Origin of the sequence: Duganella radicis, from assembly GCF_009720825.1 — a bacterium.
Taxonomy (GTDB): Bacteria; Pseudomonadota; Gammaproteobacteria; order Burkholderiales; family Burkholderiaceae_D; genus Rugamonas; species Rugamonas radicis.
In genome coordinates, this window is sequence record NZ_WNKY01000004.1 from 145,183 (window position 1) to 158,540 (window position 13,358).

A 13,358-nucleotide genomic window follows, 5' to 3' on the forward strand; every position below is an offset into this window, starting at 1 on the left:
AAGTTATTGCACGCTCTTGTAGCGGACCGACGGCGCGGCGGTGCCGGCAGGCTTGCGGTCCTGATCGCGCCTGACCAGATAGGTGGTCAGCGCATCGATATCGCGGATATTGGTCGGGGCGCGGTTGCTGCCCTTGGCGAAGGTCGGGAAACCATCGCCGCCTTCGGCCAGGAAGTTGTTGGTCACCACGCGATAGGTCGCATCCATCTGCAACGGCGAGCCGTTCAGCTTCACGCTGCCCGGCACGATCTTGCGGCCTTCCGGCTGCGTCGCATCCCATTCGTACCAGAAGCCGTCCGACACTTGCAGCAGGCCGCGCTTCACATCGCGTCCGCCGATCCATTGTTCCTCCAGCAGTTCGACGATTTGCGAACCGCGCAGATTCATCGCCACCATCGAATTCCCGAATGGCAGCACGGCCATGGCGTGGCCCAGCGTGACACGGTTGCCGGCGGCCGTTTCCAGATCCTGGCGGATGCCGCCCGGATTTTGCAGCGCGATCTGCGCGCCGAACGGACGGCCCGCGTACAGCATGGAATCAGCCACCAGATCGCCCAGCGCCGACTCGCGCGCATGATCCTTCTCGCGCTTCACACTCGGCACGGCCAGCGTGGCAACCGGCTGCGCCAGGGCGGCGGTGCTGCGTTCGCGGGCTTGCTTCAGGTAGGCGTCCAGCGCCGGATCGGCCGGCCATTTACCCTGCTCCATCACTTCCTGGCGCGCGGCGACATCGCGCACGCTGTTGGTGTCGGTGTCCACCGTCAGGCGGATGCGCGACATGACGTGGCCGCCCATGTCGGACTGCGTCACCAGACGGCCGTCCACTTTGCACAGATAGCCTTGGTGCGAGTGGCCGCTGATCACCAGTTTGATGGAAGGATCGAGGCGCTTGACCACATCCACAATCGGCCCTTTCAGGTTGGCGCAATCCTGCTGGTCGAATTTATCAACGGTGAGGCCACCCTGATGGATCAGCACCACGAACACGCCCACGCCCTGCTGGCGCAGTTCGGGCAGCTGGCGGTTGATGGCGTCCGCCTCATCGACGAACTCCAGCCCGGCGATACCGGATGCCAGCGCCGATTCGGCGGTCTCGCGCAGCACGGTGCCGATCAGGCCTACCTTCACGCCGCGCACGGTCTCGATTTTATAGGCGGGCAGCACCGGCTTGCGCGTGACCATGTCGATCACGTTGGCAGCCAGGTACTGGAACCGCGCGCCCTGATACGTGCCTTCGAATTTGCAGGCCTTGTCGGCGCGCGGCGACACGCAGCCACCCTTCTGCTGGCGCAGCAACTCCATGCGGCCCTGATCGAATTCATGATTGCCCACCGAGGTCGCGCGCAGGCCGAGCAGATTCATGGCGCCGATGGTCGGCTCGTCAGCCCACATCGACGAGATAGCGGGACTGGCGCCGATCAGATCGCCGGCGCCCACCAGCAACAGCTCGGGGTCCTGCTTGCGCCACGCTTGCAGCGCCGCGCCCAGCGTATCGATGCCGCCGGCCTTGATCACGCGCTCGCCGCCGCCGGCAGCGCTGTCCAGCGTGTACTTGCTGGCCTCCAGATTGCCGTGGAAGTCGTTCAGCGTGACCAGCTGGATTTCGGTCAGGTTGGAGGGCGGCGGCTGCCACCATGCGCAGCCGGCCAGCGCGGCCAGGGTGGTCAGGCTCAGATAGGTTTTCATGAAGAGAAATAATACGTTACAAAGCTAAGCTCAAATGAAAAACACCCTATAAGTACAAGACTTATAGGGTGTGGTACGTGCACCGAAGACGGACCGCAGCCCGTCTCGCAATGAACGATTAGAAGTCCACCGACAGGGTAGCCGATGCGAAGCGCGGTGCGCCCAGGTAGTAGCGGCTGACCGACGCAACGCCCACGCCCTGGTATGGCTGCGCGTTGATCACAGTGGTCGACGACGGATTGCGGAACTGCTTGTCCGTGATGTTGCTGATGTTGAAGGTCAGCTTAGGACGCTTCAGCCAGCCGAAGTTGGCGAAGGTGTAGCCGCCGTCGAAGTCGAAGGTGGTGTAGCCAGGCGCGACTTCGTCGTTCAGCAGCGAAGCGTACTGCTTGCTGGTGGCGCGTGCCTTGGCGCGGACCCAGAATGGACCATCCTGGTATTCCACCGACAGGCCAGCCTTGCGGCGTGGCGCGTTAGGCGCATCTTTGCCAGCGGTCGGCAGCAGCACGCGGGTGGTGCCGGCGAAGCCGTACTGGTTGTCCTTCAGTTCGGTCTTCAGGAAGCCCAGGGAACCGTAGAACGCCCAGCCGTTGATCGGGGTGTTACCCAGTTCGATCTCCAGACCGCTGTGCTTCTCGCGGCCGATGTTCAGGTAGGTGTTCTTGGCGGTTTCAGGGTCGAACGAGCTGGCTTGCTTGTTCTTGAAGTCCGTGTAGAACGCGGTCACGGTGGCGATGAACTTCGAATCCTGGTGACGATAGCCCAGGTCGCCGCTCCACGAGGTTTCCGGCTGGGTGTCTTTGAACGACACTGGCAGGTTGGTGCTTGCATCGATCACGACGTTGGAGCCGATGTTACCGAAGATGAAGTTCGGCGGCGCCTTCATGTTCTTGGCGACCGAGGCGAACACCTGATCGTCGTTGGTCACGCGGTAGCGCGCGCCCAGCTGTGGCAGCACTTCGTTGTAGGTCTTGTTGAACTGGAACGGCTTGACGGTGTTCAGCTCATCGCCGAAGTTGGTGAAGTCACGCTTGATGTACGGGGTACGCACGCCGATGTTGATCTTCAGCTTGTCGTCCGACAGGCTGATGGTGTCTTGCAGGAAGGCCTGGTAAGCGGTCGAGATCGAGATCCAGTCGCGGCTGTTGGCCGGGTGGCCGTCCGGACGCAGGATCTGGCCATCTTGCAGCCAGATGTCGGCGCGGTTGCCGTCATTGGTCAGCGCCAGCATCGGGCCGGTCTGCTCGTGACGGGCACGCTCCCACCATACGCCGGTCTTGATTTCGTGGTTTTCCAGGTTGTAGATGAAGGCCAGGTTGGCGCCCGGACGCACGGTGCGGGTCACGCTGGCGTTGGCAACCAGCACGGTGTCCAGGGTGTCGCCGTCGCCGTTCAGGTCAACGGTCTGGTCGCGCTTGCCGGTGGCTGGATTGTAGAAACCTTTTTCCGACATGGCGCGCTGCTGCGTGCCGCCGTTGCCGAAGCCGTACCACATGTACGGGGTGAAGGCCACGTCCAGGTTCTCGGTCAGGCGGAACTTGCTGACTGCCGAAGCGATGATGTTCTTGAACGGGTTGATCGACAGGCCGTAGTAGGCCGGCGACTGGGTGGTTTCCACTTGCGCGGTGCCCTTCACCGGGGTCAGGTGACCTTTGAAGGTGTCGGCGTAGTCGAAGTCGTAACCGTTGGCTTTCAGTTCAGCCAGGGTCGGATTGTTGATGTTGTTGTTGACGGCCTTGTTGAACAACACGGTCGCGTGGATGTAGTTGAAGCGGTCCCAGTCGTAGTTCACACCGACGTCGATGTGGTTACGGTTGGCTTCGCCCTTGCCCTTCCACTTGTCGGATTGCGCATGCGACGCCGAGATGAAGGCGGTCAGCTTGCCGTCCAGCATGGCGCCGGTATCGTAGCGCACGAAGGTCTTCCACATGTTCAGTTGACCGGCGGTCTGCATGACGCGCACGCGCTGGGTTTTTTCCGGTGCGCAGGTGGTGATGCCGAAGTTACCGCCGGTGGCGCCAACTTGTGGCGAGTCGACGTCGGTCGAACCCTGGGTCACGAACTGCGAGCAGGTGTTTTCCTGGTCCACATACTCTTGTGGGTACACAGCGAAGTTACCGGAGTCGTTGACTGGTACGCCGTTGATGGTGGCGCCGATCTGGTCGGAGTTGAAGCCGCGCAGGGTCATGCCGCCGCCGAACAGGCCGGTTGCATCGTAGTTGTAGCTGTTCACTGCTGGCAGCATTTCCAGCGCTTGATAAGCATTGCCGGTTGGACGCTGCTTTTCCAATTCTTCCGCAGTAATGGTCGAACGTGCTTTTGGCGCGTCTTCCGTTACCATCAGGCCCATACCCAGTTTTTTACCAGTGATGACCACCTCGGACTTGGCTGGCGCGGCGGTATCCGCGTCCTCAGCGAAAGCAGCGCCGGCCGACAGGGCAGCCAGGTGAGCCGCTACGGCGATTGCGCTCAGACGCAAGACCGGAGATTGTTTGGATTGCATTCAAAACCCCTTAGAGTGTTATTGTGAAAACTGTAGAAAACTAACGAAATCGGATGTGGAGAGCTGTTTTTCCTCTGCACCAATGTGAGAGTTTATATGTCTTAAATGACACCAGTATGACAATAAAAGTTGTCAATTTGCTCTAACTGCCTATAACTATTGCATGTCGCTACACCCGCGACAAATACGTTTTTACTAAGCAATTAAGTCGAAAAACGTATAAATGAAGGTGAAATGCTAACTAATTAACAAGTTCCGACAAATGCAGAGGCGTGGTTGCGCGGAATTATAAAAGCAGAAGCCGCCGATGAATTTTGTTCATGGCAACATTTAAAGAGAATACTCAGAACTGTGGCAAAACTACGACAAAAAAACGTCGTAATTTTGGCAAAAAGAAAAGCCGGCGGGGGACAACGCCGACTTTCGGGGAAGGGAAAAAACTTTTAACGTTTGGCGTGCGCCGCGGCGCCGGCGATCTCCGCCTCAAATTTGGTGAATTTACTGTCCAGGGCTTTCAAAAGACGTTGTTTATCCGCATCGGCCAGGAAAGAATAACGGATACTGTCGTAGGACAGTTTTTTCACCTCCGCGTAATCCGGCTGGTAGCGCGCCGCGTACAGCACGTATTCGCCCGATAAATTGTTACGCGAGACGCCGGCGTCGTCAGTCGACAACACATACGGCACGCCATACTTGCGGTACAGGGTGACCGGGTGGGCCTGCTCCTTGATGCCGAGGATGAAGTCGTTGCTGCTCAGGTTGACCTCGACCGCGATCTTCTCATCACGCATTTTTTTCATGATGGCCAGCGGATTGCTCTCGTGAGCGATATCCATGCCGTGGCCGATGCGGTTGGCGCCGGCCACGTCGATGGCATCCTTGATGTGGAAGGTCAGGCCTTCCGGCGGCACCATGCCCAGCGACAACTCACCGGCGTGCAGCGCCAGTTTGACACTGGGATATTTTGCCTTGAGGAATTTGTACATTTGCATGTGCAACGCATAGTCGCGCATCGAGACGTTCACGCTTTCCTGGCCAACAATGTTGATGCCAACGATCTTGGGATGGCTGGAGGCCAGCTTGAAGCTCGACAGGATTTGCGAATACACCTGCGACGGCGACAGGAAGCGCAACGCGAACGGCTGGTAGCGCAGCGTGAACTGCTCGTCGTCGATGCCGGCGCCCGACTTGTTGACGTTGTCGATGTAGGCGGCGATCCAGCCGTTGAAGGCCTGGTCCTGATCCAGCTTTGCGCTCAGCGCGGCGAAATCGGCGTCGGTCAGCGCACCCTTTTGCGCCTTCTGGTCGAACGCCTCGTCCTTGGCGATCGGCGCGATCTCGAAGATGGTTTCGATGTAGCTCAGGTTTTCCTGAATGGCGCGCTGTTTCAGGCGTTGCAGGCCGTCGGCGGTGTTGGTCGACGACACCGGGCCAAAGTAGGCGAAGGTGTCGAAGAACTGGCGGTCCGGCGGCGACTGGATCGCGCTGTGATTGTAGAAGTCCTTGTCCGACCAGCGTTGCAGCAGATTGGCCAGCAGCGTGTTGTCGTTCATGACGTCCTGGCCGGACAGGCAGGTGGCGGACGGCTTGTTTTTGTCGATGGTGTAGCTGGTCTTGTTGACGCAGAAGCCTTCCTTGTCCACCCACTCCAGATACTGCTCGGCGTAGATCGCGCCCGAGTAGTGGTGATGCAGGTCGCCGCCTTTCGGCATCATGGTGAAGAACATCGTCAGCTCGGCCAGTTTAGGTTCCTTGCCCGGTGCGATCAGCGAGGCGAAGTGGCGCTTGGTGGCTTCCTCGTTGGCGTTGGCGCCGGCGTCGCGCGCCTGCGCTGCTGGCAGTGCGCACAGCACGGCGGCGGCCAGGGCGATGGCTGTGATGTTGTTCTTCATGTGGCTTCCTTAATCAAGTCGTTTCGCGGGCATGTACTTGCTGGCCGGCGGCATAGGTGGCGGCGATGGCGCGGTCGTCACCCAGCAGGGCCAGTGCGAACAGCAGTTCTTCCAGGCTGCCGCTGCGCGCGGTGCGGCGTTGCAGCAACGGCGTGGCTTGCGGATCGATGACGATGAAGTCCGCTTCCGCTCCGGCGCTGAAATTGCCGATCGTGCCTTCCAGTTGCATGCTGCGCGCGGCGCCCAGCGTGGCGAGGTAGAACATCCGCAGCGCCGGCAGGTAACTGCCCTTCAAGCGCGCTACTTTATAGGCTTCATTCATCGTTTGCAACATGGAGAAGGAAGTGCCGCCACCGACGTCGGTGGCCAGCGAGAGCAGCACGCCTGCCTGGTCGGCGCGCTCGAAGTCGAACAGGCCGCTGCCGAGGAACAGGTTGGAGGTCGGGCAGATGGCGGCGGCGGACTGGGTTTCGACCATGCGCTGACGGTCGCGTTCATCGAGCCAGATGCAGTGGCCGTACATGGCGCGCGGACGCATCATGCCGTAGCTGTCGTAGACGTCGATGTAGCTGCGCGAGTTGGGGAACAGTTCGCGCACCCAGGCGCATTCAGCTTCGTTTTCCGAAACGTGGGTCTGGATGAAGGTGTCCGGGTAGGCGCGCGCCAGTTCACCGGCCAGATGCAGCTGTTCTTCCGTGGACGTCGGTGCGAAGCGCGGCGTGATGGCGTACAGCGAGCGGCCACGCTTGTGCCAGCGCTGGATCAGCGCTTCGGTGTCGCGCGCGCTGGATTCGGCGGTGTCGCGCAAGAAATCGGGGCAATTCCGATCCATCATTACCTTGCCCGCGACCATGCGCAAGCCGCGCCGCTCGCTGGTGGCGAAGAAGGCGTCCACCGATTGCGGGTGCACGGTGCAGTAGACCATGGCGGTGGTGGTGCCGCAGCGGAGCAGTTCATCGAGGAAGAAGTCGGCCACGTTGGCGGCGTGCTTGCTGTCCTCGAACTGGCGCTCGGATGGGAAGGTGTAGGTCTCCAGCCATGGCAGCAGGCCTTCCGACGGCGAGGCGATCATGTCGGTCTGCGGATAGTGCAGGTGGGTGTCGATAAAGCCCGGCATCAGCAGCTTGCCGCTGTAATCGTGCACTACGGCGCCGGGCGGCAGCGTGGCGTGCAGTCTTTCATAGCCACCGGCGGCTTTGACTTTGCCGTCTTCGACGATCAGCAGGCCGTCTTCGTGCCAGTCGTGCGCGTTGTCGCTGAACGCGGGGTCCGCGAGGAAATGCAGCAAGCTGCCACGGTAGGCTTGCAGGTTGGAGGTCATAAGGTCTTTCTTAAAAATATTAACTGGCGGCCACCAGTCGCACCGGCGCCGAAGCGGTGAGCGCGGCGATCTGCTGCGCCTCCCACACCATCAAGAGTTGTGCGCATACGGAGGTAGCGATGGCGGCCGGCAGTTTACTGGCGATGCCGGGCAGGCCGATCGGACAAACCATGCTGTCGATGCGGTCTTGCGGCAGACCGCGTGCGGCCATGCGGCGTTCAAATTGTACGCGCTTGGTTTTGGAGCCGATCAGGCCGAACCAACCGACGTCTTCGCGCGCCAGGATCGCTTCGCTGAGGCGCTGATCCAGGGCGTGACTGTGGGTCATGACCAGATAGCTGGCGCCGGCGGGCGCGCCAGCTACACAGGCTTCCGGCATATCGGTGGCCTCGATGGTCACATTGGCCGGCACGCTGGCAGGGAACATGTCTTCACGTTCATCCACCCAGGTAACGGTGCACGGCAACTCGCCCAGCATGCGCACAATGGCTGCGCCGACATGGCCGGCGCCAAACAATATCAGATGCGCGCGCGGCGCCAGGCACGGATCGACCAGCCAGCGCCGCCCGTCCGCATCGCGCGAAACATGCGTGCCGCGCGTGCGGTCAACCGCCAGCCCCGCCATCGCCGTTGATACCGCGACGCCGCCCTCGCCGTGCGGGGCGGACGACGCGCCGGCAACGATGCCGTCGGCGTCGAGCAGCAGTGCGGTTGGCGCGCCGTCGATAGCACTCAGGCGCCAACTATCTTCGCGGCGACGCGCACGCAGGCCCGCCAGCACCTCGGCAAGCGAGGTGTCGACCAGCTCAAACGCCAGATGCACCACGCCGCCGCAGCACTGTCCCAGCGTCGGGCCAAGCGCATACCGCTCCAGCCGCGTCACCGTCGTGCGTCGCCCTGCCTCCCCTGGCGCGGCGCCGCGCGAGGTCGCGTCGTGTGCTGCCACGCGCTCGCTGGCGGCCAGCATTTCGCGTGCCAGCTCGATCGCACACATTTCCAGATGCCCGCCACCTATGGTGTCGTGCTGGCCGCGCGCCGTCACCAGCATCTTGGCGCCGGGTTCGCGCGGGCCGGAGCCCTCCACGATCGCCACAGTCACCAGCACCGCCGGTTCGGACACCTGCGCTGTCAGCCACTCATTCATCTCAAGCCGCCATTTCCACCGCGGACACCGCCCGCAAAATCTCTTCACTGGTCGCCGGCGCATTCAACGGCGGATTGACGCGATGCCCGCCCACCGACGAAATCGCATCGCGAATCGCAAAGAACACCGAGAACGGCAACAACAACGGCGGCTCCCCCACCGCCTTGGAGCGATGGATACTGTCCTCCACATTCCCGTTATCAAACAGCTTGATACGGAAATCCTCCGGACAATCCGAAATCCCCGGAATCTTGTACGTGGACGGTGCATGCGTCATCAACTTGCCCGCCGCATTCCACCACAACTGCTCCGTGGTCAGCCAGCCCATGCCCTGAATGAAGGCACCTTCCACCTGGCCGATATCGATGGCCGGGTTCAGCGAACGCCCTGCATCGTACAAGGCATCCGCGCGCAGCAGCTTCCACTCGCCGGTGAGCGTATCCACCACCACCTCCGACACCGCCGCGCCATAGGCGTAGTACGAGAACGGATGGCCATTCATCGTCTTCGGGTCCCAGTGCAGGCCCGGAGTGGCATAGAAACCATCGGACCACAGCTGCACCCGCGCCAGATACGCCTTCTGCACCAATTCCGCAAACGGCACCGTGTGACCATTGACGTGAACCACGTTGTCGAAGAAACGCACCGGCTGCCCATTCTCGTCGCCATACAGCTTGACCGCATATGCCGCCAGCCGCTCGCGTATCTGGCGCGCCGCATCCTGCGCCGCCTTGCCGTTCAAGTCCGCACCGGTCGACGCCGCCGTGGCGGAGGTATTCGCCACCTTGCTGGTATCGGTCGCCGTAATGCGCACATGCGACAGATCCAGGCCCAGTTCATGCGCCACCACCTGCATTACCTTGGTGTTGATGCCCTGCCCCATCTCCGTGCCGCCATGATTGACCAGCACCGAACCATCCACATACACATGCACCAACGCACCGGCCTGATTCAAGTGCGTGACGTTAAAGGCGATACCGAACTTCAGCGGCGTGAACGCAATGCCCTTTTTCAGCACCGGGCTGGTGGCGTTGAACGCCTCAATCGCCTTGCGGCGCGCGCGATACTCGCTGGTCTGTTCCAGCTCCGCCGTCAGCGCTTCGATCACGTTATCGACGATCTCCTGCCCATACGGCGTGACGTTGCGCTCCGTCTTGCCGTAGAAATTCAGGCGGCGGATATCCAGCGCATCGCGCCCCAGATTGCGCGCAATCTCGTCGATGATGTACTCGATCGCAATCGCGCCTTGCGGGCCGCCGAAACCCCGGAACGCCGTATTCGACTGCGTATTGGTCTTGCCGCAGCCGGCACGGATATCCACGTCCGACAGGTAGTAAGCGTTATCGAAATGGCAGACCGCGCGCGTCGCCACGGGGCCGGACAAATCCGCCGAGAAGCCGGCGCGCAAAGTCATGTCCACGCGCGCAGCGAGAATCTTGCCGCTGTCGTCATAGCCGACTTCATAATCATAGTAGAAGCAATGGCGCTTGCCGGTGACCAGCATGTCATCATCGCGATCGGCGCGCAGCTTGACCGGCCGGCGCAACTTGGCGGCCGCGATGCCAGCCGAAGCCGCCCACAAAGCCGACTGCGATTCCTTGCCGCCAAAGCCCCCGCCCATGCGGCGGCACTCCACCTGCACCTTGTGCGAATGCACGCCGATGGCGTGCGCCACCACGTGCTGCATCTCGCTAGGGTGCTGCGTGGAGCATTGCACCAGCATGCCGTTGTCTTCCTTCGGAATCGCGTAGGCGATCTGGCCTTCAAGGTAGAACTGCTCCTGGCCGCCGACAAACAGCTGGCCCTTCACCACACGTGGCGCAGCCTCGAACGCGGCCTGATAATCGCCGCGCTTGAGCCGCATCGGCGGCAGCACATACGAGCCGGCGGCTTTGGCTTCCTGCGGCGTAAAAATAGCCGGCAGCTCGTCATACGCCACCACCGCCTTGCGCGCGGCGCGCCGCGCATTGTCATGCGAGTCCGCCACCACGACGAATATCGGCTGGCCGACGTACATCACCTCCTCCACCGCCCAGATAGGATCATCGTGGATGATCGGACCGCAATCGTTGGTGCCGACGATGTCGGCGGCGGTGTACACCGCCACTACGCCCGGCGCACTGCGCACGGCCGACAGATCCATCGACGTAATGCGCGCATGCGCCTTGGACGACAAACCCAGCGCCGCATGCAGCGTGCCTTGCAGTTCCGGGATATCGTCGGTGTAGGTGGCCTGGCCCAGCACATGCAGCTCGGCAGATTCGTGCGGTCGCGCCACGCCGACGGCCTTCCACGCCGTGGCCGCGATCGCGGATGGAGCAACGGGTTGATTCATGATGGCTCCTTTCAGGCGCGGCAAGCGAAAGCGTTGACGGCATCGGCCGCAAGCGGCGCATCGGCGCGCGTCTCCAGCCAGAAGCGACGCAGCAGATTCTGCGCCGTCTGCATGCGATACGTGCTCGATGCGCGCATATCCGACAGTGGCGCAAAGTCCTGCTGCAACAAATCCATCGCCACGCGCAGATTGGTTTCATTCCAGCGCAAGCCGGTCAGCGCGGCTTCGGCACGCGGCGCGCGGCGCGGCGTGGCCGCCATGCCGCCAAACGCGATGCGCGCATCGATGACCGTGTCGCCATCCAGCGTGAACGCAAACGCCGCGCACACCGCCGAAATATCCTGGTCGAAGCGCTTGGCCAGCTTGTAGGTGCGGAACTGCACATTCGCGCGCGGCAGCAGCACGCGCACGGCCGCCACAAATTCGTCAGCCAGCAAATCCTTTTTCTGATAGTCGAGGTAGAAGGATTCCAGCGCCAGCACGCGCTGGCCGGATGGGCCTTGCAGCACCACCTCACTGCCCAGCGCAATCAGCCACGGCATGGAGTCGCCGATCGGCGAGCCGTTGGCGACATTGCCACCGAGCGTGCCCGCGTTACGGATCGGCAGCGAAGCAAAGCGCTGCCACAACTCGCTCAGCTGCGCCGGATACAGCTTGCACAGCGCTTCATACGCATCGTTCAACGACACGCCCGCGCCAATTTCCAGCATGCCGTCCTTCTGCCGCACGCTTTGCAACGCGGTGACGTGGCCGAGGTAAATGATGTCGCCGAGATCGCGCATCTGCTTCGTCACCCACAGACCGATATCGGTGGAGCCGGCCAGCAGCGTCGCTTTCGGATGCGCGGTGCGCAACACCACCAGTTCCTCCAGCGTGCGCGGTGCGTGGAACGAGCGGCCTTGCGCGCTGTAGGTTGCGCCTGCATCGCGCCGCAAGGCTTGCAGCTGCTGCGTCAACGCGGCGCGGTCGAACGATACTTTCGGCAGTTCGGTCATGCGGTGCGCGGCGTCGATAATCGGGCGATAACCGGTGCAGCGACACAGGTTACCGGACAAGCAGTCGTCGATCTCCTTGCGCCGCGCCGGCTGGCCATCCTTGTCCAGATACATGCCCCACAGCGACATGACAAAACCCGGCGTACAGAAACCGCATTGCGAACCATGGCACTCCACCATGGCTTGCTGCACCGGATGCAGCGTGCCGTCCGGCTGCTGCATGTCCTCCACCGTGAACAGCGCCTTGCCATCCAGCGTAGGCGCGAACTGGATGCAGGAGTTCACCGCCTTCATCTCCAGCTGTCCCTGCGCATTCAGGCTGCCCACCACCACCGTGCAAGCACCGCAATCGCCCTCGGCGCAGCCTTCCTTGGTGCCGGTGCAATGCAGATCCTCGCGCAGATGCTGGAGCACGGTGCGGGTCGGGGCGGCGTCGTGGATTTCCTGTACGGCGCCACGGTAGTAAAAACGAATCGGTTCTGACATCACAATCTCATTCTGCAAAAGGGTGAACCTTGCGCCAGTGTTCGGCGATATCGATGCGGCGCGTGATCCACACGTTATCGTGCTGCTGCACGTAGTCGAGGAAACGCGCCAGCGAGGCCGCGCGCGCCGGACGGCCGACCAGGCGGCAATGCAGGCCGATATTCAGCATCTTCGGCTGATTCAGCCCGTCAGGATCGCCCTCGGCGTACAGCACGTCGAACGCATCCTTCAGATAATCGAAGAACTGCGTGCCCGAGTTGAAGCCTTGCGCGGCGGCGAAGCGCATATCGTTGGTGTCCAGCGTGTACGGCACGATCAGTTGCGGCTCGCTCACGGCCTGGCCCTGTGCGTTGGTGAAGTCCACCTTCTGCCAGAACGGCAGATCGTCACCGTAATAATCCGAGTCGTAGCGGAAGCCGCCATGCTCCATCACCAGGCGACGCGTTTGTGGCGAATCGCGGCCGGTGTACCAGCCTTGCGGCGCGCGGCCAGTCAGTTCGCGAATGATGTCCACCGCTTCCTTCATGTGAGCGCGCTCGGTGGCCTCGTCCATGTTCTGATAGGTGATCCAGCGCAGGCCGTGGCAGGCGATTTCGTGGCCCAGTTCTTTAAATGCGGCCACCGCCTCCGGATGGCGCTTCAAGGCCATCGACACACCAAAGATAGTCAGCGGTAGCTTGCGCTCTTCAAACATACGCAGCACACGCCACAAGCCGGCGCGCGAGCCGTATTCGTAGATCGACTCCATGCTCATATGACGGTTGCTGAACGAGGCCGCGCCGATGATCTCGGACAGGAAAGTCTCGGAACCGGCGTCGCCGTGCAGCACGCTGTTCTCCGCGCCCTCCTCGTAATTCAGCACGAATTGCAGGGCGATGCGGGCCTTGTTGGGCCACTGGGCGTGCGGCGGCTTCGGACCGTAACCGATCAAATCACGCGGGTAGTTATCGTAAGTGGTCATGGCGCTGGCAAGTCTATGGCTAATATATCTCTAAT

Annotated in this window: 8 protein-coding genes; all 8 read right to left on the reverse strand. The window is 61.8% G+C overall.

What is annotated here, in order from left to right:
- Window positions 1–3 precede the first annotated feature (3 nt).
- On the reverse strand, window positions 4–1,686 hold the full coding sequence (locus GM676_RS06750) for a bifunctional metallophosphatase/5'-nucleotidase (protein WP_155462663.1): 1,683 nt from the start codon (window positions 1,684–1,686) through the stop codon (window positions 4–6).
- A gap of 118 nt (window positions 1,687–1,804) precedes the next feature.
- Entirely contained in the window at window positions 1,805–4,189 is a 2,385-nt protein-coding gene (locus tag GM676_RS06755; RefSeq protein ID WP_155462664.1) for a TonB-dependent receptor, read from the reverse strand.
- A gap of 443 nt (window positions 4,190–4,632) precedes the next feature.
- Window positions 4,633–6,081, reverse strand: a complete 1,449-nt coding sequence (locus tag GM676_RS06760) for an amidohydrolase family protein (protein ID WP_155462665.1) — start codon at window positions 6,079–6,081, stop codon at window positions 4,633–4,635.
- A 13-nt stretch (window positions 6,082–6,094) separates the two neighbouring features.
- Window positions 6,095–7,402, reverse strand: coding sequence for a guanine deaminase (gene guaD / locus GM676_RS06765; RefSeq protein ID WP_155462666.1), 1,308 nt, complete (start codon window positions 7,400–7,402; stop codon window positions 6,095–6,097).
- A gap of 19 nt (window positions 7,403–7,421) precedes the next feature.
- Window positions 7,422–8,546, reverse strand: a complete 1,125-nt coding sequence (gene xdhC, locus GM676_RS06770) for a xanthine dehydrogenase accessory protein XdhC (RefSeq protein ID WP_155462667.1) — start codon at window positions 8,544–8,546, stop codon at window positions 7,422–7,424.
- 1 nt (window position 8,547) lies between these two features.
- Complete coding sequence (gene xdhB, locus GM676_RS06775; protein ID WP_155462668.1) at window positions 8,548–10,881, reverse strand: xanthine dehydrogenase molybdopterin binding subunit; 2,334 nt, start codon at window positions 10,879–10,881, stop codon at window positions 8,548–8,550.
- 11 nt (window positions 10,882–10,892) lie between these two features.
- A complete protein-coding gene (gene xdhA / locus GM676_RS06780) occupies window positions 10,893–12,362 on the reverse strand; it encodes a xanthine dehydrogenase small subunit (protein ID WP_155462669.1) in 1,470 nt (489 codons plus the stop codon).
- Between the two features lie 7 nt (window positions 12,363–12,369).
- The gene (gene puuE / locus GM676_RS06785; protein ID WP_155462670.1) at window positions 12,370–13,323 is read right to left on the reverse strand and encodes an allantoinase PuuE; all 954 of its coding nucleotides are present in this window, start codon (window positions 13,321–13,323) and stop codon (window positions 12,370–12,372) included.
- Between the last annotated feature and the right edge of the window lie 35 nt (window positions 13,324–13,358).

Bases quoted from the DNA above. Each gene is read 5' to 3' on its own strand.
- xdhB (WP_155462668.1), bottom strand. From the start codon at position 10,881: ATGAATCAACCCGTTGCTCCATCCGCGATCGCGGCCACGGCGTGGAAG.
- GM676_RS06750 (WP_155462663.1), bottom strand. From the start codon at position 1,686: ATGAAAACCTATCTGAGCCTGACCACCCTGGCCGCGCTGGCCGGCTGC.
- puuE (WP_155462670.1), bottom strand. From the start codon at position 13,323: ATGACCACTTACGATAACTACCCGCGTGATTTGATCGGTTACGGTCCG.
- guaD (WP_155462666.1), bottom strand. From the start codon at position 7,402: ATGACCTCCAACCTGCAAGCCTACCGTGGCAGCTTGCTGCATTTCCTC.
- xdhC (WP_155462667.1), bottom strand. From the start codon at position 8,546: ATGAATGAGTGGCTGACAGCGCAGGTGTCCGAACCGGCGGTGCTGGTG.
- GM676_RS06760 (WP_155462665.1), bottom strand. From the start codon at position 6,081: ATGAAGAACAACATCACAGCCATCGCCCTGGCCGCCGCCGTGCTGTGC.
- GM676_RS06755 (WP_155462664.1), bottom strand. From the start codon at position 4,189: ATGCAATCCAAACAATCTCCGGTCTTGCGTCTGAGCGCAATCGCCGTA.
- xdhA (WP_155462669.1), bottom strand. From the start codon at position 12,362: ATGTCAGAACCGATTCGTTTTTACTACCGTGGCGCCGTACAGGAAATC.